Consider the following 23,013-nt stretch of genomic DNA (forward strand, 5'->3'; position numbering starts at 1 on the left):
GTGATTGCCCGGCGATTGCCCGGCGCCGGCGGTCGACCGCGTATTGTGCTCCTTCGCATCACCACCACCGATGGATACCCAGACCCAGCGAAAGCTCGAACATCTCTTCGAATTGTTGGCACTGTCGCCGCAGCGCGTCATGCCTCGCATGCGCGTGGCGCTCGCGCCTTGTGTGCTGATGACCGACGTCGACGGACACGGCGTGACGCTGGCGATGACGCTGATCCATCGCGTGACGGGTGCGGTGCGGTGGCTACCGATGCTGTTGCAGACGTGCGCGCCCGAATGGAGTCTCGGCATACCGGTGCGTGCTTGCGTGGCGCAGGGCCGACCGATGCTGATCGCGACACCTCCGGCCAGCGCCAACCACCAGGCTGGAGAGTGGTACGCATGTCTTACTCGCATGCGGCGCGTACTGGAGCGCATCGACGCCCAGCGGCCTGCGGAGTGCCGCTCATGACGCGCGTGTTGCCATGGCTTCGGATCGCTGCCGGACGCCAGGACATCGTCCTCGCGGCGTTGTTGCTCGTCACCGTGCTGATGATCATCATCCCGATGCCACCGGCGGTGATGGATCTGCTCATCGCACTGAACCTCGGGGTGTCGCTGCTGTTGCTGATGGTGGCGCTTTACATCAATGAGCCCCTGGATTTCTCGGCGTTCCCTTCCGTTTTGCTGATGACGACGCTGTTTCGGCTGGGACTCACGATCAGCACGAGTCGGCTCATCCTGCTGCATGCCGATGCCGGCGACATTGTCTACACCTTCGGTGATTTTGCGGCGGGCGGGAACATCGTGGTGGGCATGATCGTGTTTCTGATCATCACCATCGTCAACTTCATCGTGATCACGAAGGGATCGGAGCGAGTGGCGGAAGTCGGCGCGCGATTCTCGCTAGACGGCATGCCGGGCAAGCAGATGAGTATCGACGGCGACCTGCGCGCCGGCACCATCGACGCCGCGGAGGCGAAGCGTTTGCGGCGAATCGTACAAAAGGAGAGTCAGTTCTACGGTGCGATGGACGGCGCGATGAAGTTCGTGAAGGGCGACGCCATCGCCGGGCTCGTCATCATCGTGGTGAATCTGCTTGGCGGTATCGGCGTGGGGGTGTTCATGCGGGCAATGAGCGCAGGTGACGCGGCGGCGATCTACGCCATTCTGTCGATCGGTGACGGACTCGTGTCGCAAATTCCGGCGTTGCTCATTTCCGTCACGGCGGGGATCATCGTGACGCGGGTGCCCGGGGAGCAGCGTCGCAATCTCGCGCGCGAGCTCACCGACCAACTGGCGGCGCAGCCGCGGTCGTTGACATTGGCCGCCGTCGTGCTGGTGCTCTTCGGGATGATTCCCGGCTTTCCGGCGCACTATTTCCTTCTGCTCGGCGGACTGGCCGGCGCTTCGGCCTGGTGGGTCAAACGACTTGCGCGCGAGCGAGACGGCGCGCATGACGCGGCGGCTTCGGGCGGCACAGCGTCGACGTCCGGGCGTCCCGGCGCGCAGCCGTTGCTGGCAAAACTCAGTGTCGCGCTCACCGATGCGTGTGGCGGCATGGCGGCGGTGTCCGAGCGCATCAATGCCCTGCGCAATCAGAAGTTCGAGCAATTCGGCGTACCGATGCCCGAAGTGCAGGTGCACGTCGACGCCGCGTTGCCGGCCAGTACGCTGGACATTGCGCTGTATCACGAGAGTGTGCTGACCCTCGATGTCGCCGGCAATGCAGCGCTCGCGCACTGCGACGCAGCGCATCCCATCCCCATTTTGCGAAGTCTCGTTGCGGGGGCGCCGCGCGAAACGCCATTGCCTTTCGGCGGACAAACGCTGTTCTGGCTCGATGACATGCAACGAAGTGAATGGGCGTCGCTCGGTGGCACCGTCATCGACGGCGCGGATCGCGTGGCGCATTGCGTGTCATTGGTCATCGACGCCCATGCGGCCGACTTTCTCGGCGTGCAGGAGGCGAGATTCCTCATGGATGCGATGGAAGATCGCTATGGCGAACTCGTCAAGGAGTTGCAGCGACAGTTGCCCATCAGCCGCACGGCGGAGGTGCTGCAACGACTGGTGGCCGAAGGCGTGTCGATTCGCGACTTGCGCCGGGTGTTCGAAGCGCTGATCGAATGGGCGCCGAGAGAGCGCGATCAGATCATGCTGACGGAGTATGTACGGCTCAGTTTGCGCCGTCATATCACGCGACGCTTTCGTCGGGGCACGGAACACATTACCGGATGGAACGTGGGCCGCGGCATCGAAGACACCGTGCGCGCCGCCGTTCGTCAAACGGCTTCCGGGTCGTACGCTGACCTGAATCCGGCGCAAACCGACGCCATTCTCAACGCCATCGACGGCGCAGTGGATGCGCACGATGGCTCGCCTGCCGTGCTCTTTACAGCGATGGACGTGCGCCGCTTCGTCAGGAAACTCGTGGAGCGGGATCGCGCGGACCTGCCTGTCCTGTCTTTTCAGGAAGTCGCGGACGAACCGCACGTGCGTGTGCTCGGCACGATCGACGTGCAGGGAGCGGTCTGACATGCGACGTCCGGATGCCACGCGAATTGCCAATGGACTGCGTCGCACGCTCGATGCGCAACGCAAGGCTTGCGACGATTGGCGCCGCAGCGTGCATCGCGACATCCTTTATGGCCGAATCGACAAGATCACACCGAATGCAATGCGCGCCCGATTGCCGGGTGCGGCGCTTGGCGAGCAATGCCGCGTCGTTTCGCCGTCGCTGGACGCGGAGGTCATCGCCGTGGAAGGGCGACATGTCTGGCTCGCCCCTTACGCCGAACCGAATGGCGTGGCCAACGGGGCACTGGTTCAAGCCATGGGGACATCGTCGCGAGTGGCAGTAGGGGCGCATCTGGTCGGTGAAGTGCTCGATGGGTTGGGGCGTCCGTTGACGTTTGACGTCGAACCGACAGGGGCGTGTGCCTCCGGGGGCGGGGCGGATATCGAATGGCGGCCACTGGATGCCGATCCCCCTGCGGCAATGCGCCGGGCGCTGATCTCGCGGTGTTTGCCGATCGGCATTCGCGCCATCGACGGCATGCTGACGTGCGGTCGCGGCCAGCGCCTTGGCATCTTCGCGGCGGCGGGCGGTGGCAAGAGCACATTGCTTGCCATGATGTGCCAGGGCACGGGCGCGGACGTCATCGTGGTGGCGCTCATCGGCGAGCGCGGTCGCGAGGTGCGGGAGTTCATCGAACACGGGCTGACGCCGCAGGCTAGGGCGCGCACGGTGTGCGTAGTGGCGACGTCCGATCGTCCGGCGTTGGAGCGGATGAAAGCCGCCTACACCGCGACAGCCATTGCCGAAGCGTTTCGGGATGAGGGCAAGGAGGTGTTGCTGCTCATGGATTCGCTGACCCGGTTCGGCCGCGCCGTGCGCGACATCGGTATGGCGGCGGGAGAGCCCTTGGGGGCGACGAGCGGACTGCCGCCCAGTTTCTACGCGCGTCTGCCCCGACTTCTGGAGCGCGCCGGAACGGGTGAGCGCGGCAGCATCACTGCGTTCTACACGGTGCTTGTGGAGGGGGACAACCTTGACGAGCCATTGGCCGACGAAGTGCGCTCGATTGTCGACGGACACATCGTGTTGTCGAGGCGACTCGCGCAGGCAAACCATTATCCCGCCATCGATGTGCCGAAGAGCCTGTCCCGCGTGATGTCTCAGGTTGCGGGCGCGCGGCACGTCGAGTGTGCGGCGCGTGTCCGACGTGCGATGGCGCTCGCGGAAGACGTCGAGTTGCTGGTTCGCGTCGGCGAGTATCAACCAGGCAATGATCCGGATACGGACGATGCACTTGCTCGCGCCCCGGAGATTCGCGCATTCCTCTGTCAGGCACAGCACGATGTCGCGCCGTTCGACGACACCCTCGCATGGCTGGAACATCTCGCGAACTGACGCAGCGCGAGGGTATCGCTTCGCTCGCGCGGCTCGCCCGTCGCCGGGAGGCCAGCCTGCGCGCGGCGTTGGCGCGGCTGACAAGCGCAGCGAATGAAGCCGACGCCCAGGTGAGCGCCTGCGACCGCGCGTGCGAAGTGCAGCGCCGCGTGTGGCAGGACGCCCTGTCGCGAGGGGGCGTCTATGGGCCCAGGGAGGCGGCGGGCGCGTCGCAGTCGGTGGAGGCCGAACGTCGTTCGCTTGCCGAGGCTAAGTCCCGTCACAGTGAGGCGGTCGCGCGTGCACGCCACGCCCATGCGAGTCTGCAAGACCTGCATGGGCGACTCGAGGACAACGCGCGCAAGCAGGAGAAGTTACGCGAACTACTGACGCTGTATCCGCGTTGACATCACAGTCGGAGCGATGTCGATACGCTTTCTCACCCTTGCCATCAGGAGGAAAACACAGTGAATATCATCCGCCGTAGTGGCCTGAGCGTCGGCGCGTTCGAAAGTCCGGCCGACAGGTTGCCATCACACACCTCGCGTCCCTCACGCCACGACGAATCGCCGTCACGTCGGTTCGGTCTGTATGGAGAATGCAGCGAGGGACGCGAGCGAGGCGAACATGTCTTCTCCTTGATGAGCGAACCGGCTGCGCGCGTGACCGGGCCAGCCGATGTGCTGCGTTGGCTGCGAGTCTGGCATGCAAGACAAAACGCGAGCTGGGACGGCGGCAGCATGCTGCGCGTGATCGTGCATGGCGGGGCGCTCGATACGCTGGTCGTCGAAGCGCGGCGTGGGCTGCAAGGCATTACGGTGAGTCTGCTATGCGTGCAACTGGCGATGTACCGGCGTCTGCTCGCACACCGCGGGCAGCTTTCCCGGACGCTGACTTCGCGTCTTGCGCTGCCCGTCACCATCGAAGTCGAGGCGCGCTATGCGCGTGATGCACGTGATGCCCCCTGAGATGGCGCCCGGGTGCGCGGATGAGGACGACGAGGCGGCGCGGGAAGGGGACACTGTGGGGGGCACTGTGTCGCTGGAGGACCTCCTGGCCGGGCAGGGTTGCCTGACGTTCACCGAGGACGACACCGAGGTGCGCGTTGGCTGGATGTTCACCGGGGGGGACGGACTGGTCGTGACGGCGCATGTGGACGAGGGCGTTGTCGGCCAGATCCGGTTCTGGTGCGATGCGCAACAATGGGCCGATTGGCTCGCCGCGGACTTGCCTGTGGCGACCTGGGAGGACTTGCCACCGCCGTGGCACGCGAGCGCTGCGTCGCTCACGCTCGCCACAGGCGTATCGAGACCCGCTGACGGCGAAGCGCCTGACGCGGCGATGCCGCGCGCCTCCTGGCCGAATGCGGTAGCGATCACACGTGCGCATATCGACAGGCAGTGGCGCGTGGGCATCATGCTCAGTCGCGATGGACGCCGGTTGACGTTGCCGTTGCTCGAAGGGGCCACGGCGTGGTTGCGAGAGCGGTGCCAGTATGCCGTGCCGTGCGACACGCCGCTCGATCCGAAGGGCTATCCGACACGCCGCTGTGCGATGGTCGTCGGGTGGAGCGAATTGCCTGCCTTGCTGTGCGACCGTCTGTTGGACGGTGGTGCAGCACTGCTCGACGTCGCGGCCGATGTCTGCTCGGGTGAGTACTGGTTGATCGACGGCGCATATGCCATCGCGATGCGAGACGGACAACCTGCGCAACGGCGCGTCGTCTCGATCGACGCGGCGGGTAAGGGGATGAGCAGGGCGACCGGCGCGGCTGGCGATGGCGCCCGCTCGGAGGCAACGGGCGAGGCAAAGCGCGAAGCAAAGGGCGAAGCAAAGGGCGAGGCAACGGCAGCCGGGAGCGCAGCGACAGGGGAAACGTCAAGCGGCGTGGCAACGGCCGAGAGGACGGACGAAGGCGTTCGCAACGGTGATGCGGCGCGGTGCGTCCGGTTGCTCGCCGTCATTGCCGAGAAGGAATTTCCCCTGCCCTGGCTGATGGCGTGGCGCAAAGGACGCGAGACATTGCCCAGTCCGACAGCGCGAGAGACGATGACTGCGGGGCACATCGCGCTCTGGCGAGACGGTTCGCATTGGGCAGACGGGCGTTTGTTGCGCTTCGGTGATGGGCGTCTCGCCGTGCAGGTCAATCCTGTGCTGGCGGTGCCGACCGCTGCGAGCGGCATGTCCGAGACAATTTCGGGTCGTGACCCGATGGGCGGGCAATCCCCGTCGGCCTAACATCGCACGAGTTTTATCGCCGTCAAGGCGTGGGCCTTCGGCGCGTGCGTTTGCGCATTGCGCGTGTTGTACCCACGCGTTCAAGCAGGCGTCGTTGCCGAAGGTGTTGCCGCGGTCGTTGCCTCACCACGCAGCTTTACACAGGTTCGCACGGCCTCATCCGTGGCGCCTACGCGGCTCCTGCGTGGCTTCGATGGGGCTCGATGCGGCTTCGATGCTGCTTCACACGGCCCTCGACGCCGACGCCGCTACGGCGTTCGCTGCTGAAGCCATTGCCGCAATCGAGTGTCGGCGTTATCCCATTGCATCTGCGCTCGTCATCACTGACCGGTGACTTCCCCCGGCATACGGTGACGACCCTTGGAGTCCATATGTCCCTGCTCGATCACCCGATGCAGCTCGTCGTATTGCTTTCGCTGCTCTCGATCATGCCGTTGTTGGTGGTGTTGGGGACTGCATTTCTCAAACTCGCCGTGGTGTTTGCGCTGTTGCGCAACGCCCTCGGCACGCAGCAAATTCCACCCAACATTGCCATCTACGGCCTGTCGCTCGTGCTCACGTGTTTCATCATGGCGCCGGTTGCCTTCGACATCGAGGCGAACCTTGGCAAGCGCCCCGTGTCGCTGTCGTCCCGGAACTTCGTGGCGGATGTGGACGCCAGCGTGCTCGCTCCGTACCGTCATTTCCTCACACGTCATACCGATGCCAGACAACGCGACTTCTTTGCCGGTCTGGGCAGCCAGACGTGGCCGAAGGCCCATCGCGACCGGCTCGGTGCGGACTCGCTGCTCGTGCTCATGCCCGCGTTTGCCCTCAGTCAACTGGCCGAGGCCTTCAAGATCGGATTGTTGCTGTACCTGCCTTTCGTCGTGATTGATCTCGTGATCTCGAACATTCTGCTCGCGATGGGGATGATGATGGTCTCGCCCATGACCATCGCGTTGCCGTTCAAGTTGCTGATCTTCGTGATGATGAACGGCTGGGAGCAACTTGTGCGGCAGCTGATGCTGTCGTACGCATGACGACGGGGAGCGTCACTCGATGAGCGAAGCCATCGTCGTCAATCTCACGAGCGAGATGCTCTGGCTCACTTTGCTGATGTCGCTGCCGACCGTGGTCGTCGCCTCGGCCGTTGGCGTGCTGGTGTCGCTCGTGCAAGCGCTCACGCAAGTGCAGGACCAGACCGTGCAGTTCCTTATCAAGCTGATCGCCGTGTCGGTCACGCTCGCTGCTACCTATGGCTGGATGGGGCACGTGCTGCTCAACTACGCGGGCAACGCGTTCGAGCAGATTGCCCGGATGGGGTGACGCGAATGGATATGACCGCGGCCACGCACGGCGGCGCCACAAACGCCATCTTCTGGACAGAGATCTTCGGGTGGGGCCTCGCCTGGGCGGTAGCGATGTTGCGGCCCTTGGGCATTGCGATGCTGCTGCCGGTACTGTCTGTCGGCATGCTCGGCGCGGGAATGTTGCGCAATGCGCTGGTGCTCGCGTTGGCGCTGCCGATCGTCGGCGTGGTCCATGCAACATCGCAGATGCCGACGCAATGGAGCGCCTGGGCGCTTCTGGTGACTCGCGAGTTGTTCGTCGGCGGCCTGCTCGGTCTGGTGGCGACGTTGCCGTTCTGGGCCATCGACATGACCGGCTATGTGATCGACACGATGCGTGGCGCGTCGATGGCGAGCGTACTCAATCCGCTATTGGGGGCGCAATCGTCGATCTTCGGTATTGCGCTGACGCAGATGCTCTGCGTGCTTTTCTTCGTGACACCCGCAGCACACGCGCTGCTCACCGCCCTTTACGACTCCTATGTTGCGTTGCCCGTTGGCGCGGCGTGGCGATGGAACGACGCGTCGCTCGCCTGGCTGCTCTCGCTTTGGCAGGCAATGCAGGTCATGTGCATGGCGGTGGCATTGCCCGCCATGGTCGTGATGGTGCTCGTCGACATGTCGATGGGCTTCGTCAATCGTGCGGCCCAGCAGCTCAACGTGTTCTTTCTCGCCATGCCGGTCAAGAGCGCGATGGCCCTGCTCGTGACCGTCGCCAGTCTGCCGTTCGCCATTGCCGTGCCGCTCGCGCATTGGTATCGACTGCCCGAACTGTTTCACGCGTGGATCGCGATGACGCAGCCGCCTTTGTAAGACAGGTACGAGCGAAATGAGCGAGAAGAACCTCCCCCCTACACCCAAGAAGATCGAGGACGCGCGCAAGAAGGGGCGCGTTGCCAAAAGCGCGGACCTGTCCGTGTGCATGCAGCTCGGTGCGGTGCTCGCCTGGCTGATGTTCGAAGGCCCGGCGCTGTACGACGCGCTCCAGGCGCTTGTCTGGCGCATGCTGCTCGTGCTTCGCGATCCGGTCGATGAGGCCGTGCAAGGCATGCTCGGGCCCTCGCTAATGATTTTCGTCCGGTTTGCCGGCGGACTCGCCGTGCTGCTGATCGTGACCACGTGGTTGGCGATGGTGTTGCAGGTCGGGGCGCTCGTGGCGCCGGATGTCATTCGTCCCAAGTACGAACGCATCGATCCGATCGCCAAGGCGAAGCAGTTGTTCTCGATGCAGTCGATCTTCGAGTTCGGCAAGTCGCTGATCAAGGTCGCCGTGCTCGGCGTGGTGTTCTTCTATCTGATCCGGCAGTACACACCGTCGCTGGCGGTGCTGCCGCAATGCGGCCCGTCGTGCGGGTTGGCGCTGACGGTCCGGTTGCTGTTCTGGCTGATGGCCGTGCTCGTGGTGGCGTACGTGGTATTCGGCGGACTCGATTTCGCGTATCAGAAGTATCAGCTGCGCAAGCAACTGATGATGTCTCACGACGAGATCAAGCGCGAGTCCAGGGAAGTCGAGGGCAATCGCGAGATCAAGAACAAGCGCCGCGACATTCATCGCGAGACGATCGAGAGCGGCAGCTTGTCGAACAACGTCAAGCGTTCTACGGCGGTCGTGCGCAACCCCACGCGGCTGGCGATCTGTCTGCGTTACGTCGCCGGGGAGACAGCGGTGCCATTGGTGATCGAGAAGGGCCGCAACGAACGTGCAAAGACCATCATTCGCATCGCTCAGCGCGAGGGGATTCCGGTGGTCGAGCACGTGCCGGTCGCCCGCCGGTTGATGGACGACGTTGCCGTCGATGCCCCAATTCCCCCCGATCTGTTCGATGCGGTGGCGGCGATTCTGCGCCTTGCGCTTGATCTGCCGTACGAGGTGCAGGCCATGCCCGAGGGGAGTCAGGGCCTGGGGTCCCATGAAGGGGGCGCACCATGACGACGCCGGCCGTGACATCTTCCCGACGGGACTGGCATCTGAGTCTTCTCGCGTGCGGTGCGTTCATGTTTTGCGGGCTGCCGACCCTGGCCGCCGACCGAGGGTTGCTGCCCCATCATCCGCGCGTGGCTGATGCGCACATCGTCGTGCCTTCCTCGCCTGACTCGACTTCCGCATCTTCCGCATCTTCTGCATTTTCCGCATCTTCCGCATCTTCCGCATTTTCCACTCGGCTCGCCCCGTCCTCGCCGTCCGCCGCTGCTTCGACAGGCGTCGCGGAGGACGTTACCGGTACCGGTCATCATGGGCGCGTCATGGCGCGCTCAGGCAACGACCCACGCGACGCGGCGCGGCGTCTCGTCTCCCCGTGGCGCGAACCGGAAGTCGCTGCACCTGTTTCGATCACGTCGGCCAGATCGTCCCCTGCGCCCACCGTCGTCGCGGTTTCGGGCGGCAGCGACCGGGTCTCGGCCGTCGCGTCTGCGCCATCCATGCCATCCGCTCCGCCAGTCTCGACTGCGGCATTGATGGACCCGGCAGACCCGGCAGACTCAGCAGAGCGGGAACGTGCGGCCCCGTCCGTCCCAACGGAACTCCCCTATGACGCATTGGTGCGACGCGCCGCACGCGCCACGTCGGTCGACGCGGCATTGCTTCACGCGATTATCGACACGGAGTCGGGATACGACCCGCAAGCCGTGTCCGAGCGCGGCGCCATTGGATTGATGCAGATTCTGCCGCGCACCGGCCAGCGTTTCGGCGTACGGCGTCTCGAAGATCCGGCGGAGAATCTGCGCGCGGGCGCATCCTACCTGCGCTGGTTGCTTTCGCGATTCGACGGAGACGTCAGTCTCGCGCTCGCGGCATATAACGCCGGGGAAGGGGCGGTGCTGCGCTACGGACGTCGGGTGCCGCCGTTCCCCGAGACGCGCAACTACGTGCGCAAGGTTCTGGCGGGATACACACGTCTGCGCGGGGCTGGGGGGACGGGCGCTGTGACGACGTCCGCTCAGGCGTCGGACGTGCCGTCGGCAACAGCGGTTCCGGTCGCGCCGGCACGGCAGGCATCTGCCTCGCGGACGTCCGATGCGTCGCGGATCGACGATGACACGGCCCGGACGTGGCGCCTGCTACAGGGGCTTGGCACGCTCATCACGCATAGCCCGGCGGCCGGTGCAGCGCGCGCCGCTCACGAACGCGACCAGCCCGCGGTCCTCATGCCGTCGCGGGGGCGGGAGCGCACGGCCGGTGTCGGCCCGCGTTCGGGCGGGCGCGACGGCTAGCGGTGACGCGTTCGGGGAATGGGAATCAGCGTGCGGTGAGCGCAGGACCGGCAGGGGTAGCAGGTGTCGCTGATGTAGCAGACGTGGCAGACATAGGAGAGGCCGGAGCCACCGGCGCGGCATCCGTGGGCGCCGTCTCCGCCACCGAGGGCCGAGTGGACATACGCTCGAAATGGCGGGCGAGGTTGGGATGTGCATCGCGCCAGTCGATCTCGGGATAACGGAAATCGAGATAGCCGAGCGAGCACACGACGGCCACGTCGGCCAGCGTCAGGCGATTGCTTGCGCACCATTGACGCTCGTCGAGTCCGCGCGCCATCGCCCGCAGGCTTTCGCGAATCTTGCCGAGTTGGCGGTCGATGAACTTCTGCGAGCGCGACGCTTCGTCGTGATACATGCGCTCGACGCGAATTTGCACGGCCGCGTCCGTCACGCCGTCGGCCAGCGCTTCCCAGCAGCGCACTTCCGCACGCTCGCGTCCCGAGGGCGGGATGAGCTTGCCGACCGGGGAGAGGGTATCGAGGTACTCGCAAATGACCCGGGAATCGAACACGGCTTCGCCGTCTTCCATGACCAGACAGGGCACTTTGCCGATCGGGTTCGACTCCTGGATGCGCGTGTCGTCGGCCCAGACGTTCTCCAGTTCGAGCTTGTAGTCGAGCTTTTTCTCAGCCAGCACGATGCGGACTTTACGAACGTAGGGACTGGCGAGGGCACCGATCAACTTCATGTGAATCCTTGATAAATCGCTGTAGCGCGGCACAGAGTATAACGTGCGGGATGGCCGACGCCGGGGAATGGTAAAATACTGGCCTTTCCGAGTTGGCGCATCGCCGGCTCCCCCGGTTTTCTTTTTCGGTGCCCAGTGCCATGTCCGACGAATTCTCCCCATTGACCGCGCTCTCCCCGCTCGACGGCCGTTATGCCAGCAAGACCGACGCTCTGCGTCCGTGGCTGTCCGAAGCGGCATTCATGCGCAACCGCGTGAAGGTCGAAATCCACTGGCTGATCGCCCTGTCCAAGGCGGGTTTCGCCGAGATCGCCCCGTTCTCGAGCGCGGCGGAGACATTCCTGCTCAATCTGGCCGCCAACTTCTCGAACGCCGACGCCCAGCGCATCAAGGACATCGAGAAAGTCACCAATCACGACGTGAAGGCCGTGGAGTACTGGCTCAAGGAGAAGGTGCAGGGTCAGGCCGAACTCGAAAAGGCGAGCGAATTCATTCACTTCGCCTGCACGTCGGAAGACATCAACAATACGTCGCACGGCATGATGCTCAAGGGCGCACGCGACGAAGTGATCGTGCCGGCGCTCGAATCGCTCGTGACCAAGCTGAGCGAGCTGGCGCGTGAACACGCCGCCCAGCCGATGCTCTCGCGCACGCACGGCCAACCGGCCTCGCCGACCACGCTCGGCAAGGAAATTGCCAACGTGGCAGTGCGTCTGGCTCGTGCGCTGGAGCGCATTCGCCGCGTCGAGCTGCTCGCCAAGATGAACGGCGCCGTCGGCAACTACAACGCGCACCTGTCCGCTTACCCGGAATACGATTGGGAGACGTTCTCGAAGTCCGTCATCGAGCAGCGTCTGGGCCTGACGTTCAACCCCTACACCATTCAGATCGAACCGCACGACTACATGGCCGAGCTGTTCGACGCCTTGGCGCGTGCCAACACGATCCTGCTGGACCTGAACCGCGACATCTGGGGTTACATCTCGGTCGGCTATTTCAAGCAGAAGACGAAAGCTGGCGAAATCGGTTCGTCGACCATGCCGCACAAGGTCAACCCGATCGATTTCGAGAACTCGGAAGGCAACCTGGGGCTGGCCAACGCCGTGCTGCGTCACCTGGCCGACAAGCTGCCGGTCTCGCGCTGGCAGCGCGACCTGACGGACTCCACCGTGCTGCGCAACATCGGCGTGGCGTTCGGCTACAGCCTGCTCGCCTACGACTCGTGCCTGCGCGGTCTGGGCAAGCTGGAAGTGAACCCGCAGCGTCTGGACGAAGACCTCGACAACACGTGGGAAGTGCTGGCCGAGCCGGTGCAGACGGTCATGCGTCGCTTCGGTGTGCCGAATCCGTACGAACAGCTCAAGGAACTCACGCGCGGCAAGGGCATTACCCGCGAAGCGCTGCAAACGTTCATCAAGCAACTCGCGATTCCGGAAGATGCCAAGGCGCGTCTGCTGGAAATGACGCCGGCGAACTATGTCGGTATCGCCGAATCGCTCGCCAAGCGCGTTTGAGAGTGCTGACGAGGGTGTGAGCGATTAGGGCGAGGAGAGCAACGACTCACGCCCTATGCACTCATCCCCTGTGATCCGTGTCACCGGGACGGGCCGCATCTGCGGCCCGTTTTGCATGGTTCGTCGGCTTTTGTGAGGGCTTTGTCGGCTTTTGCGGGCCGTATGGGCGACTCCGGTTCGGAACATATCGATGTGCGAATTTGCGCTGAACCGGGGACCGATACTGTCATACCGATACGCAACTTGGTGTGTATCATAGCCGCACAAACCATAAGGAGAACCCCACAGATGAAGCTCACTCTCGCAGTTGCCGCACTCGCCGCCGCCTTCGCGCCCGCCCTGGCGCAAGCCCAGTTCGCCAAGGCCGACGACGCCGTCGAATACCGTCAGTCCGCACTTTTCCTGCTGGGTAATCACTTCGGCCGCATCGGGGCGGTGGTCAAGGGCGATGCGCCGTTCAACAAGGACGACGTCGCACGCAACGCCGAACTCGTCGCCACGCTCTCCAAGCTGCCGTGGCCTGCCTTCGAAGGCGGTCAGACGAACGGCAAGAGCAAGGCGAAACCGGAAGTTTTCTCGGACAAGGCGAAGTTCAAGGAAGCCGCCGACAAGATGGAAACGGCCGTCGCCAAGCTCAACACCGTGGCCAAGGGCGGCGACCTCGCGTCGATCAAGACCGCGTTCGGTGAAGCCGCGCAGACCTGCAAGAGCTGCCACGACAACTTCCGCGCGAAGTAAGCTGCCGTCGCGGCAGCGCACACCAGGAAAAAGCCGGTCGTTTTCATGCGACCGGCTTTTTCATTATCGGGCGAACGCCTTCGTCAATACGAGGGCAGCGATGCGACCGCAGGCGTCAGATTCACCAGCCGGTACACCAGCGCCGACGCGAGCACGATCAGCACCAAAGCCCCGATTCGCACACGCCAGTCGTCGCGTGCCGGGCGCACGGGCGCGGCCAGCGTCTTGTCGCCCAGAATCATCGGCCGGATCAGATCCTTCTTGCGCACGACACGGTAGTACACGATCGCCAGCACGTGCAGCGCCACGAGCGCCACCAGCACCCATTGATTGCGCAGGTGCCAGCCGGTGAGCATGTCGCTCGTGTCCTTGTCGATGAACTTCACGAGCGGTCCGTCGTTGAAAATGTCGTCGTTCGAGAACAGCCCAAGCCCGACCTGAATGCCGAAGAACAGCAGCATGGCGATGACCGAAAGTCCGCCCAGCGGCGTGTGTCCGGCGAAGCGGGCCGCGGTGTCAGGCGCGTCGCCACCATCTGCGTTGCCGCGTAGTGAGCGCAAGAGCGTACGCGGGCCGGTCACGAACGCCGAGAAGCGCGCGTAGCGAGGGCCGGCGAGGCCCCAGATGAGGCGGAAGATCAGCAAGGCGAGGACCGCGTAGCCGCACCAGAAGTGGTAGACCATGGCGTTGCCGCCGGTCTTGGCGCTCACATATGCGGCGACGGCGAGCACGACGAAGGACCAGTGGAACAAACGGGTGGGCAAGTCCCAGATGCGGATCGGCTTCATTGGCGTGAAATGTCGTAAATGGCGAATCCCGCGAGATTACCGCAAGCCCATGGCGTCTGCACGTTCGCGTGGGGCTCGCGCAGGATGGGCGCTTGCCCAGGCCTGGCGCGGCGCGTTCGCTGGCAGGCTGGCTGACATCCCTGATGCCTGCCCCGCGTGTGCCTGCCCATATGAACCCTCTGCCCGCCGACAGCCCGACAACGGCACACGTTCACACCACCTCGCACCGCGTGCCTTGTTTGCTGCGTCTGGGCGCCATGCTCTTGCTGACCACGTGGGCGGGCAACCTGCTGCTTCGCTTGTTGGGCGTGGCGACGCTCGCGCCGCCCCTCCCGCCCCCTCTGCATGCTCCGGACGCAATCCACCTTCAGGCGGTATGGGCGCAAACGAGCGGGCGCGAATGGATGCATTGGCTCTGGTACGGCCTGCGTTACGACATGTTGCTTGCCAGTTGGGGAATGGCTGTGTGGCTACTGCCGCTCGCCGTCATTCGCGCAAGATTTGCACCATATCCGATGGCACGCACCGTCTTCTCGGCGGGGGTGATCGCGTGGTTCGTCATGATGGACGGGCTGGCGCTCGCAGAGCACTTCTACATGCGCGACTTCGGGGCGCCGTTCGGTCCGCAACTCTTCAGCCAGCCGGGGGGCGTCGGGGCGTTCCTGCATGGCTTCGGGAGGGACGCGTCGATGGATGTCGCGCCGCAGGAGGTGAAACATCTCACGTCCCTGGTCATGGCGCTGGCCAGCGCCGGGTGTCTCGGCGCGGCGCAGGCGTGGTGTACGTTCCGGTTTGCGATGGTCCCCGAGCGCGAGGCGACGTGGCGCGACGCGCTCGTGCAGGTGCTCACCGTCTCGACGGTGCTGGTGCTCGGCTGGGGGCGCCCGGCGGCCCGTCTCATGGACGATTCGGGCATCAGCGTCGCTCGCGCGGCCGTGCTCGACGATCATCTCGTCAACACGCCCGTGCGACTCGTCCTCGCCTTCAAGCAATACCGGGAAGCGGGCGGGGCGTTTGTCCCGCCCGAACGTGCCGCTGACATTGCGTTGCGATCTCATGGCTTCGCTGACACCGCCGCGCTGGCAAAGGCGCTGGACGTGGCGCACAGCGGGGAGGTCAACGCCTCTGAAGGCGTCCACGTCACGGACGCTTCGGACGCCTCGGACAGCACGAACGTCACCAAGGCGCCGGCCGAAGGCGCACCGACGGCCACCAATGCCACGGCGACGCTGCTGCGCGCACCGTGGCATCGCACGCCCGTCAACGACGTGCTTGCGGCGCATCCACCGCATGTGGTTTTCGGGCTGCTCGAAGGCTGGGGCGGGTACGGGTTGTCGCTCGACGCCGACGGCTTTCCCGTCGCAGGTGCGATGCGCAGGCATCTGGAAGCCGGATGGTGGTTTCGCCATGCCGTTGCAGCACGTGCCGACACGTTCGGCACCTTGGAGCAATTGCTGATCGATAGCGGCAGTGAGGACTTGCTGCTCACGGACGCCACGTCGCCGGTGGTCTTCAAATCGTCCGTCGCCCTGCCATTCAGGCAGCGTGGATATCGAACCGTGTTCGTGTATGGCGGCGCTCGGACATGGCACAACATCGACCGGATCGTGCGTCGGCAGGGTTTCGACGACGTCGCGACGCAGGCCGACATCGTCGCCCGATATCCTCACGCCGACGCAGGCGGCTATGGCGTGTACGACGGTTACCTCTGGCGCTATGTTCACGACATGCTCGAAGACGCCGATGCGCAGGGCCAGCCCCTGTTTGTCTTCGCGTTGACGACGAGCAATCGCTGGCCGTATCGCGTGCCTGACGACGCCGCGACCGGGCCGTTCGATCTGACGAAAGGCTGGCGTGCGTCTCCCGCTGACGAAGTGGCCCGCGAAGCCCGCCAGCGCGGCATGCGGGCTTATCGGTATGCGATGGATTCGCTGGGGGACTTCATCGATCGCCTCAAGTATTCCCCCATGAGTTCGCGCACGATTCTGGCGGCGACCGGCGATCATCAGGCGCCTCAGTGGCGCAATGACGACAATGCGACGCTATCGCCGTTCGAGCAATACCACGTGCCGATCTATCTGCGCGTACCGTCCGCCTATGCACCCACAGACCGCCCGCGGCTCGACGACTTTGTCGGGCATCGCGATATCTTCCCGACGCTGTATCGCCTCGCGCTCTCGGACATCCCGTACGTAGGATTCGGCGAACCGATGTTCGGCGACGTGCCCGCAGTGCGGCGATACGCTGTCGCGCAGCAACGCTACCTGTTCTCGACGGCGGGTGCACAGGATCTGCGCAGCGGCGTGACGTACACGCACGCGCCGCAGGGCGATCCCGAATGGCTCAGACGGCAAGCGGCACACGCGAACGCCTCGCTCGCGCTCGCGGACTGGTTCAGTGAGATGCAACGCCTTCAAACGCCAATGATGCCGATGCCGCCGCCGATGCCGGTGACGGAGGGTTCCGCACGGCAATCCCTGCAACGACCGGACCGATAGGTCCGATAGGTCCGATAGGTCCGCCAGGGCGAAAAAAACCGCCGGACTTGCCGGCGGTTTTTCAGGGCTCGCAGCGAATCGATCAAGCGCGATCAGCTGCAATCAGCGACGATCAGTGGCGGTCAAACGCGCGCGCCGAAGTTGGGGTCGTTGCGATCGACACCTTCCTCTTCGTCCTTGTTGCTGTGCTTGATGAGGTCCTCGCGCTTCACGCCGAACCACATCGCAAGCGCGGCAGCCACGAACACCGACGAGTAGATACCGAACAGAATACCCACGGTCAGGGCGAGCGCGAAGTAATGCAGTGTCTGGCCGCCGAAGAAGAACATCGACAGCACCATCATTTCCGTACTGGCGTGCGTGATGATGGTACGGGACATGGTCGTCGTAATGGCATGGTCGATGACTTCCTGCACCGTCGCCTTGCGCATCTTGCGGAACGTCTCGCGAATCCGGTCGAAGATAACGACCGATTCGTTCACCGAGTAGCCCAGCACCGCCAGCACACCTGCGAGCACCGCCAGCGAGAACTCCCACTGGAAGTAGGCAAAGAAGCCCAGAATGATCACCACGTCGTGCAGGTTGGCGATCACGCCGGCCACGGCGAATTTCCACTCGAAGCGGAACGACAGGTAGATGATGATGCCCACGACCACGAAGGTGAGCGCCAGCAACCCGTCGGTGAACAACTCGTGCCCGATCTGCGGGCCGACGAATTCCACGCGACGCAGCGAAACGTCGGGTGCGTCGGCCTTGAGCGCGGTCATCACGGCATCGCTCTGCTGTGCGCTCGTGACCTGCTTGCCGTCCGGACCGTTCTGAATCGGCAGACGGATCATGACGTCGCGCGACGTGCCGAAGCTCTGCACCTGAACGTCGCGATACCCCAGCTTGCCGACTTCACCCCGGATCTTCTCGAGATCGGCCGCCTGTGAGTAGGCCACTTCCATGACCGTACCGCCGGTGAACTCGATCGACAGGTGCAGGCCCCGCGTGAGCAGGAAGAACACCGCCGCCACGAACGTGAGCGCCGAAATAACGTTGAAGATCAGGGCGTGCCGCATGAACGGCACGTCTTTCTTGATACGGAAAAATTCCATGACTGTTTCCTCTCGCGCCTGCGGTTATTGCTCGCCTGCGTCCGGTGCGCTCGTCGCACCGTCCGGGCGCCAGACCTGACCGATCGCCAGCGATTTGAGCTTGCGACGGCCGCCGTACCACAGGTTGACCAGACCGCGCGAGAAGAACACGGCGGAGAACATCGAGGTCAGGATACCCAGGCAGTGAACCACGGCGAACGCACGCACCGGGCCCGAACCGAACGCCAGCAGCGCCAGACCGGCGATGAGCGTGGTCACGTTCGAATCGAGAATCGTCGCCCAGGCATGTTCGAAGCCCAGCGAGATCGCCTTTTGCGCCGATGCGCCGGAACGCAGCTCTTCGCGGATACGTTCGTTGATCAGCACGTTCGCGTCGATGGCCATACCGAGCGTGAGCGCGATAGCGGCAATACCCGGCAGCGTGAGCGTGGCCTGCATCATCGACAGGACGGCCACGAGCAGCAGCAGGTTGAACAGCAGCGCGATGACCGAAAACACGCCGAACAGCATGTAGTACATCATCATGAACACGGCGATGGCGATCAGGCCGTACAGCACCGAGTCCACGCCCTTTTGCACGTTATCGGCACCGAGGCTCGGGCCGATCGTACGTTCTTCGATGATTTCCATCGGCGCGGCGAGCGAACCGGCGCGCAGCAGCAGCGCCAGATCGTTCGCATTCTGTGCCGAGCCCATGCCGGTGATCTGGAAGCTCTGACCCAGTTCGCTGCGGATGTTTGCGACCGTCAGCACCTCGCCCTTGCCCTTTTCGAACAGCACGATCGCCATCGGCTTGCCGATGTTGTCGCGCGAGACATCGCGCAGTACACGGCCGCCGGCCGCGTCGAGCTTGATGTTGACCGAGGGTTGCTGGTGATCGTCGAAGCCTGCCGACGCGCTGGTGATGCGGTCGCCGCTGAAGATCACCTGGCGCTTGAGCATGACGGGTGCGCCATTGCCGTGCAGGAACAGTTCGTCCTGCGGCGGCACCGGCGTGTCCGCCGAGATGACGCGCGGTGCGTCCGGATCGGCAAGACGTGCTTCAAGCGTTGCGGTACGGCCGATGATGTCCTTGGCCTTGGCGGTGTCCTGCACGCCCGGCAATTGCACCACGATACGGTCCGGACCTTCCTGCTGAATCACCGGCTCGGCCACGCCGAGTTCGTTTACCCGGTTATGCAGCGTGACGATGTTCTGCTTGACGGCGTTGTCCTGCACCGAGCGGCGAGCCGCTTCCGTGAAGGCGCCCACGACCTTGAACGTCCCGTTCGGGCCGGCCTGGGTGGTGTAGGAGAGGTCGGGCAGACCGTCGGTGAGTGCGCCACGTGCGCGTTCGGCGTCCGCCTGCGAACTGAAGGCCGCCTCGATGCCGTTGTCCGTGCGCGTCACGCCGTTGTGGCGGATGTTCTTGTCGCGCAGCAACGTACGGGCATCGGCAGCCGCCGCATCCAGCCGCTTCGTGATGGCGCCTGCCATGTCGACTTGCAGCAGGAAGTGCACACCGCCACGCAGGTCGAGGCCGAGATACATCGGCAGCGCGTGAATCGAGGTGAGCCAGCCCGGCGAGGCGGAGAGCAGGTTGAGCGCGACGACGTAGGTCGGATCGGTCGCGTCGGTGTTCAGTGCCGTCTGGAGAAGGTCCTTGGCGCGCAACTGCGTGTCGGTATCGGCAAAGCGGATACGCACGCTCGGGTTGTTGCCCGTGCTGTCGAACACCGCACCGTTGTAGGCGATGTTCTGTGCCTTGAGCGCGTCTTCTGCGCGCGAAAGCGTCGAGGGATCGACCTTGACGGTCGCCTTGACGCTGGAAATCTGTACCGCCGGCGTTTCACCGAACAGGTTCGGCAGCGTGTAGAGCACCCCGATGGCGAGAGCCACCAGAATGACGATGTATTTCCAGAGAGGATAGCGATTCATAGCGGCGGGCTAGGGTGATGCCTCGTGGCAAACCGTGCTTCAGACCGTCTTGCACGGCGACGCGGTTCGTGTGGACCGGCGTCGCCATGCACTGCGGCCGCCGGTAAGGGCGGCCGCATGCGGTTGTGCGAAGGATCAGAGCGCCTTGATGGTGCCCTTCGGCAGCAACGTGGTGATTGCGCCCTTCTGCACGTTGATTTCGACGTTTTCGGCGATTTCAACGGTCACGAAGGTCTCGCCGACCTTCGAGATACGGCCAGCCAGACCGCCCGAGGTCACGACTTCGTCGCCCTTGGTCAGTGCGGCCAGCATGTTGCGGGTCTCTTTCTGACGCTTCATCTGCGGACGGATCATGATGAAGTACAGCACCACGAACATCAGCACGAGCGGCAGGAAGCTCATCAGGTTGCTGGTCGGGCTGGCGGCGCCTGCCGTCTGAGCGAAGGCTTCGGAAATCAGCACGTTCGGTTCTCCTTATGTAAGACGTGTAAAAGCCGCGTGTGCCGGTCGTCCGGACACGCGCGGCGTGTGTTTCGGTGCGAGGATGCAGCATCCAAGCCCGGCATTTTACCACTGCCCGACCCCGTTCCCGGGGGATTCGGTGCCCGATTCAACCGCCTTCGGGCCCCGGCCACATCACTGCACGCCGCGCGCGCGATCGGCCTTGAACCTGGCGACGAACGCGTCGAACTGGTGCGCTTCGATGGCATCCCGGATTTCCTGCATCAGCGTGAGATAGTAATGCAGGTTATGAATGGTGTTGAGCCGCGCACCCAGAATCTCCCCGGCTCGCTGCAAGTGGTGCAGATAGGCGCGCGAGAAGTTTCGACAGGTGTAACAGCCGCAAGTTTCGTCCAGCGGCCGGGTATCGCTCTTGTGCGACGCATTGCGAATCTTCAGATCGCCGAAGCGCGTGAAGAGCCAGCCGTTACGCGCGTTGCGGGTCGGCATCACGCAGTCGAACATGTCGACGCCGGCGGCCACCCCGGCCACCAGGTCTTCGGGCGTGCCCACGCCCATGAGGTAGTGGGGCTTGTTCGCCGGCAGACGCGGCGCCACGTGCTCCAGCACGCGCATCATGTCTTCCTTCGGCTCGCCGACCGACAGCCCGCCAATGGCGTAACCGTGGAAATCCAGTTCCGAGAGACCGGCAAGCGATTCGTCGCGCAAATGCTCGTACATGCCGCCCTGGACGATGCCGAACAGGGCGTTCGGGTTTTCCAGCCGATTGAATTCGTCGATGGAGCGCTTGGCCCAGCGCAGCGACATGCGCATGGACTGACCCGCTTCCACTTCCGTGGCAGGACGACCGTCGATCTCGTACGGCGTGCATTCGTCGAACTGCATGACGATGTCCGAGTTGAGCACGCGCTGGATCTGCATCGAGATTTCGGGCGACAGAAACAGTCGGTCGCCATTGACGGGCGACGCGAATTTCACACCTTCCTCGCTGATCTTGCGCAGATCGCCGAGGCTGAACACCTGAAAACCGCCGGAATCCGTGAGAATCGGGCGGTCCCAGCCCATGAAGCGGTGCAGGCCGCCGTGCGCGGCGATCGTCTCCAGCCCGGGGCGCAGCCACAGGTGGAAGGTGTTGCCGAGAATGATCTGGGCGTTGTTTTCGACCAGTTCGGCTGGCGACATCGCCTTGACCGAGCCGTAAGTGCCCACGGGCATGAAGATGGGCGTCTCGACCACGCCATGGTTGAGCGTGACGCGCCCCCGGCGGGCTTGCCCGTCGGTGGTGATGAGTTCGAACTTGAGCATGTGTCGTGCGCCCCGGCACCACCGGCAACACAAGCCGGCGCCCGCGCGGGACGTCATTAAAGTGGCCAGCGCCCCATGCGCGGCCAAGGCGGTATTGTACTTGGTTGCACGGCCGCAGATTCAAGGCCGCGGCGCCTCGGTGCCTTGAGGGCGCGGCCGTGTGGGCTCACGCGGCCGCTTTCGGCGCGTCCTGCATTTCGACGCGCGAGAGGATCATCGCGTCGCCGTAGCTGAAGAAGCGGTAGCGCTGTTCGATGGCATGGCGGTACGCGGCTCGGATCGTCTCCATGCCCGAGAATGCGGAGACGAGCATGAGCAACGTCGATTTGGGCAAGTGGAAATTGGTGATCAGGCGGTCCACCACCTGGAAGCGGTAGCCCGGCGTGATGAAGATGTCCGTCTCGGCGCTGCCCGCGCGCAGCGTGCCGGGGGCGCCGCCGGCGGCCAGCACGGCCTGGGCACCGGACTCCAGCGCGCGCATCGACGTCGTGCCCACCGCGATCACGCGGCCCCCGCGTGCGCGCGTGGCGGCAACGGCATCCACGAGCGCCGGCGTGATCTCATACCATTCCGAGTGCATCTTGTGCTCGCCGATGTTGTCCACCCGCACCGGCTGGAACGTGCCTGCGCCGACGTGCAGCGTGAGCGTGGCGCGTTGGACCCCGAGGGCGTCCAGACGGGCGAAGAGGCCATCGTCGAAGTGCAGACCGGCCGTCGGTGCGGCCACGGCGCCCGGGTTGCGGGCGTAGACGGTCTGATAGCGCGTTTCGTCGGCGGCGTCGGCATCGTGCTCGATGTAAGGCGGCAGCGGCAGGCGACCGTATTTTTCCAGCAGGGTGTAACAGTCTTCGGGAAAGTGCAGCGTGTAGAACGGCTCGACGCGCTCGCCGACCGTCACTTCGAAGGCATCCGCCAGACGCAGCACCGTGCCGGGCGCCGGGCTCTTGCTTGCACGGATCTGGGCCAGCGCCGTGCGGGTGTCTACCACCCGCTCGACGAGCACTTCGATCTTGCCCCCGCTCGCTTTCTGACCGAACAGGCGTGCCTTGATGACGCGCGTGTCGTTGAACACGAGCAGGTCGCCCGGGGCGAGCAGACCGGGCAGATCGGCGAAGTGCCGATCGTACAGGTGCGGCGGCGTGACGCTGCCGTCGACCTCCAGCAGGCGACTGGCGGTGCGCTGCGCGAGCGCGGTCTGCGCGATCAGTTCGGGCGGCAGGTCGAAATCGAAATCGGAAAGGGTATACATCAGCGTTTACAATGCGTAGCAACCGACATTTTACTTGGGTTCGTCCA

Annotated in this window: 21 protein-coding genes and 1 pseudogene; 14 read left to right on the forward strand and 8 right to left on the reverse strand. The window is 64.3% G+C overall.

Annotation, left to right across the window (positions count from 1 at the left end):
- Nucleotides 1-70: 70 nt before the first annotated feature.
- The 10 genes from PCA31118_RS24185 (at nucleotide 71) to PCA31118_RS24230 (ending at nucleotide 9,382) form a co-directional block, all read left to right on the forward strand.
- The gene (locus tag PCA31118_RS24185; protein WP_150627523.1) at nucleotides 71-460 is read left to right on the forward strand and encodes a hypothetical protein; all 390 of its coding nucleotides are present in this window, start codon (nucleotides 71-73) and stop codon (nucleotides 458-460) included.
- Nucleotides 457-2,526, forward strand: coding sequence for a type III secretion system export apparatus subunit SctV (sctV, locus tag PCA31118_RS24190; RefSeq protein ID WP_150627524.1), 2,070 nt, complete (start codon nucleotides 457-459; stop codon nucleotides 2,524-2,526). Before PCA31118_RS24185 ends, sctV begins: the two co-directional genes overlap by 4 nt.
- A 1-nt stretch (nucleotide 2,527) precedes the next feature.
- Nucleotides 2,528-3,904, forward strand: a complete 1,377-nt coding sequence (locus PCA31118_RS24195; RefSeq protein WP_150627525.1) for a FliI/YscN family ATPase — start codon at nucleotides 2,528-2,530, stop codon at nucleotides 3,902-3,904.
- On the forward strand, nucleotides 3,880-4,290 hold the full coding sequence (locus tag PCA31118_RS24200; protein ID WP_150627526.1) for a hypothetical protein: 411 nt from the start codon (nucleotides 3,880-3,882) through the stop codon (nucleotides 4,288-4,290). The genes PCA31118_RS24195 and PCA31118_RS24200 overlap by 25 nt, the downstream gene beginning before the upstream one ends.
- 60 nt (nucleotides 4,291-4,350) lie before the next feature.
- Nucleotides 4,351-4,851 (forward strand): hypothetical protein, encoded by a 501-nt coding sequence (locus PCA31118_RS24205; RefSeq protein ID WP_150627527.1) that lies wholly within the window; start codon nucleotides 4,351-4,353, stop codon nucleotides 4,849-4,851.
- Nucleotides 4,823-6,121 carry a hypothetical protein gene (locus PCA31118_RS24210; RefSeq protein WP_150627528.1) on the forward strand — a complete coding sequence of 433 codons (1,299 nt, stop codon included), beginning with the start codon at nucleotides 4,823-4,825 and terminating at the stop codon, nucleotides 6,119-6,121. The genes PCA31118_RS24205 and PCA31118_RS24210 overlap by 29 nt, the downstream gene beginning before the upstream one ends.
- A gap of 371 nt (nucleotides 6,122-6,492) precedes the next feature.
- On the forward strand, nucleotides 6,493-7,143 hold the full coding sequence (gene sctR / locus PCA31118_RS24215; protein WP_150627529.1) for a type III secretion system export apparatus subunit SctR: 651 nt from the start codon (nucleotides 6,493-6,495) through the stop codon (nucleotides 7,141-7,143).
- A gap of 19 nt (nucleotides 7,144-7,162) precedes the next feature.
- Entirely contained in the window at nucleotides 7,163-7,429 is a 267-nt protein-coding gene (gene sctS, locus PCA31118_RS24220; RefSeq protein ID WP_044454308.1) for a type III secretion system export apparatus subunit SctS, read from the forward strand.
- A 5-nt stretch (nucleotides 7,430-7,434) separates the two neighbouring features.
- Entirely contained in the window at nucleotides 7,435-8,265 is an 831-nt protein-coding gene (gene sctT, locus PCA31118_RS24225; protein WP_150627530.1) for a type III secretion system export apparatus subunit SctT, read from the forward strand.
- Between the two features lie 16 nt (nucleotides 8,266-8,281).
- Nucleotides 8,282-9,382, forward strand: coding sequence for an EscU/YscU/HrcU family type III secretion system export apparatus switch protein (locus PCA31118_RS24230; RefSeq protein ID WP_150627531.1), 1,101 nt, complete (start codon nucleotides 8,282-8,284; stop codon nucleotides 9,380-9,382).
- Between the two features lie 301 nt (nucleotides 9,383-9,683).
- Here PCA31118_RS24230 and PCA31118_RS27440 read toward each other — a convergent pair whose 3' ends face one another.
- Nucleotides 9,684-9,875 (reverse strand): hypothetical protein, encoded by a 192-nt coding sequence (locus PCA31118_RS27440; RefSeq protein ID WP_246190418.1) that lies wholly within the window; start codon nucleotides 9,873-9,875, stop codon nucleotides 9,684-9,686.
- A 118-nt stretch (nucleotides 9,876-9,993) separates the two neighbouring features.
- On the opposite strand from PCA31118_RS27440, the gene PCA31118_RS24240 reads away from it, so the two are divergent.
- The gene (locus PCA31118_RS24240; protein WP_246190419.1) at nucleotides 9,994-10,665 is read left to right on the forward strand and encodes a lytic transglycosylase domain-containing protein; all 672 of its coding nucleotides are present in this window, start codon (nucleotides 9,994-9,996) and stop codon (nucleotides 10,663-10,665) included.
- A 127-nt stretch (nucleotides 10,666-10,792) separates the two neighbouring features.
- Here the strand turns inward: PCA31118_RS24240 and PCA31118_RS24245 are convergent.
- A pseudogene (locus PCA31118_RS24245) lies at nucleotides 10,793-11,395 on the reverse strand (glutathione S-transferase family protein); the annotation flags it as partial.
- A gap of 140 nt (nucleotides 11,396-11,535) precedes the next feature.
- On the opposite strand from PCA31118_RS24245, the gene purB reads away from it, so the two are divergent.
- On the forward strand, nucleotides 11,536-12,909 hold the full coding sequence (gene purB, locus PCA31118_RS24250; protein ID WP_150627533.1) for an adenylosuccinate lyase: 1,374 nt from the start codon (nucleotides 11,536-11,538) through the stop codon (nucleotides 12,907-12,909).
- A 288-nt stretch (nucleotides 12,910-13,197) separates the two neighbouring features.
- On the forward strand, nucleotides 13,198-13,647 hold the full coding sequence (locus PCA31118_RS24255) for a c-type cytochrome (protein ID WP_150627534.1): 450 nt from the start codon (nucleotides 13,198-13,200) through the stop codon (nucleotides 13,645-13,647).
- An 83-nt stretch (nucleotides 13,648-13,730) separates the two neighbouring features.
- On the opposite strand, the gene PCA31118_RS24260 is transcribed toward PCA31118_RS24255, so the two are convergent.
- Nucleotides 13,731-14,435 carry a cytochrome b/b6 domain-containing protein gene (locus tag PCA31118_RS24260; RefSeq protein WP_150627535.1) on the reverse strand — a complete coding sequence of 235 codons (705 nt, stop codon included), beginning with the start codon at nucleotides 14,433-14,435 and terminating at the stop codon, nucleotides 13,731-13,733.
- Nucleotides 14,436-14,605: 170 nt separating this feature from the next.
- On the opposite strand from PCA31118_RS24260, the gene PCA31118_RS24265 reads away from it, so the two are divergent.
- Entirely contained in the window at nucleotides 14,606-16,933 is a 2,328-nt protein-coding gene (locus tag PCA31118_RS24265) for an LTA synthase family protein (RefSeq protein ID WP_174990591.1), read from the forward strand.
- A gap of 122 nt (nucleotides 16,934-17,055) precedes the next feature.
- Here PCA31118_RS24265 and secF read toward each other — a convergent pair whose 3' ends face one another.
- The 5 genes from secF to queA all read right to left on the reverse strand — a co-directional run bounded on the left by secF (nucleotide 17,056) and on the right by queA (nucleotide 22,966).
- Entirely contained in the window at nucleotides 17,056-18,033 is a 978-nt protein-coding gene (gene secF, locus PCA31118_RS24270; protein ID WP_044454320.1) for a protein translocase subunit SecF, read from the reverse strand.
- A gap of 24 nt (nucleotides 18,034-18,057) precedes the next feature.
- Nucleotides 18,058-19,950, reverse strand: coding sequence for a protein translocase subunit SecD (secD, locus tag PCA31118_RS24275; protein WP_150627537.1), 1,893 nt, complete (start codon nucleotides 19,948-19,950; stop codon nucleotides 18,058-18,060).
- Nucleotides 19,951-20,085: 135 nt separating this feature from the next.
- On the reverse strand, nucleotides 20,086-20,352 hold the full coding sequence (yajC, locus tag PCA31118_RS24280) for a preprotein translocase subunit YajC (protein ID WP_237165309.1): 267 nt from the start codon (nucleotides 20,350-20,352) through the stop codon (nucleotides 20,086-20,088).
- 234 nt (nucleotides 20,353-20,586) lie between these two features.
- Complete coding sequence (gene tgt, locus PCA31118_RS24285; protein WP_044454325.1) at nucleotides 20,587-21,717, reverse strand: tRNA guanosine(34) transglycosylase Tgt; 1,131 nt, start codon at nucleotides 21,715-21,717, stop codon at nucleotides 20,587-20,589.
- Nucleotides 21,718-21,883: 166 nt separating this feature from the next.
- Complete coding sequence (gene queA / locus PCA31118_RS24290; RefSeq protein ID WP_150627538.1) at nucleotides 21,884-22,966, reverse strand: tRNA preQ1(34) S-adenosylmethionine ribosyltransferase-isomerase QueA; 1,083 nt, start codon at nucleotides 22,964-22,966, stop codon at nucleotides 21,884-21,886.
- Between the last annotated feature and the right edge of the window lie 47 nt (nucleotides 22,967-23,013).

Source organism: Pandoraea captiosa, assembly GCF_902459775.1.
Taxonomy (GTDB): domain Bacteria; phylum Pseudomonadota; class Gammaproteobacteria; order Burkholderiales; family Burkholderiaceae; genus Pandoraea; species Pandoraea captiosa.

Bases quoted from the DNA above. Each gene is read 5' to 3' on its own strand.
- PCA31118_RS24185 (WP_150627523.1), top strand. From the start codon at position 71: ATGGATACCCAGACCCAGCGAAAGCTCGAACATCTCTTCGAATTGTTG.
- sctV (WP_150627524.1), top strand. From the start codon at position 457: ATGACGCGCGTGTTGCCATGGCTTCGGATCGCTGCCGGACGCCAGGAC.
- PCA31118_RS24195 (WP_150627525.1), top strand. From the start codon at position 2,528: ATGCGACGTCCGGATGCCACGCGAATTGCCAATGGACTGCGTCGCACG.
- PCA31118_RS24200 (WP_150627526.1), top strand. From the start codon at position 3,880: ATGGCTGGAACATCTCGCGAACTGACGCAGCGCGAGGGTATCGCTTCG.
- PCA31118_RS24210 (WP_150627528.1), top strand. From the start codon at position 4,823: ATGCGCGTGATGCACGTGATGCCCCCTGAGATGGCGCCCGGGTGCGCG.
- sctR (WP_150627529.1), top strand. From the start codon at position 6,493: ATGTCCCTGCTCGATCACCCGATGCAGCTCGTCGTATTGCTTTCGCTG.
- sctS (WP_044454308.1), top strand. From the start codon at position 7,163: ATGAGCGAAGCCATCGTCGTCAATCTCACGAGCGAGATGCTCTGGCTC.
- sctT (WP_150627530.1), top strand. From the start codon at position 7,435: ATGGATATGACCGCGGCCACGCACGGCGGCGCCACAAACGCCATCTTC.
- PCA31118_RS24230 (WP_150627531.1), top strand. From the start codon at position 8,282: ATGAGCGAGAAGAACCTCCCCCCTACACCCAAGAAGATCGAGGACGCG.
- PCA31118_RS27440 (WP_246190418.1), bottom strand. From the start codon at position 9,875: ATGGATGGCGCAGACGCGACGGCCGAGACCCGGTCGCTGCCGCCCGAA.
- purB (WP_150627533.1), top strand. From the start codon at position 11,536: ATGTCCGACGAATTCTCCCCATTGACCGCGCTCTCCCCGCTCGACGGC.
- PCA31118_RS24255 (WP_150627534.1), top strand. From the start codon at position 13,198: ATGAAGCTCACTCTCGCAGTTGCCGCACTCGCCGCCGCCTTCGCGCCC.
- PCA31118_RS24260 (WP_150627535.1), bottom strand. From the start codon at position 14,435: ATGAAGCCGATCCGCATCTGGGACTTGCCCACCCGTTTGTTCCACTGG.
- PCA31118_RS24265 (WP_174990591.1), top strand. From the start codon at position 14,606: ATGAACCCTCTGCCCGCCGACAGCCCGACAACGGCACACGTTCACACC.
- secF (WP_044454320.1), bottom strand. From the start codon at position 18,033: ATGGAATTTTTCCGTATCAAGAAAGACGTGCCGTTCATGCGGCACGCC.
- secD (WP_150627537.1), bottom strand. From the start codon at position 19,950: ATGAATCGCTATCCTCTCTGGAAATACATCGTCATTCTGGTGGCTCTC.
- yajC (WP_237165309.1), bottom strand. From the start codon at position 20,352: ATGAGCTTCCTGCCGCTCGTGCTGATGTTCGTGGTGCTGTACTTCATC.
- tgt (WP_044454325.1), bottom strand. From the start codon at position 21,717: ATGCTCAAGTTCGAACTCATCACCACCGACGGGCAAGCCCGCCGGGGG.
- queA (WP_150627538.1), bottom strand. From the start codon at position 22,966: ATGTATACCCTTTCCGATTTCGATTTCGACCTGCCGCCCGAACTGATC.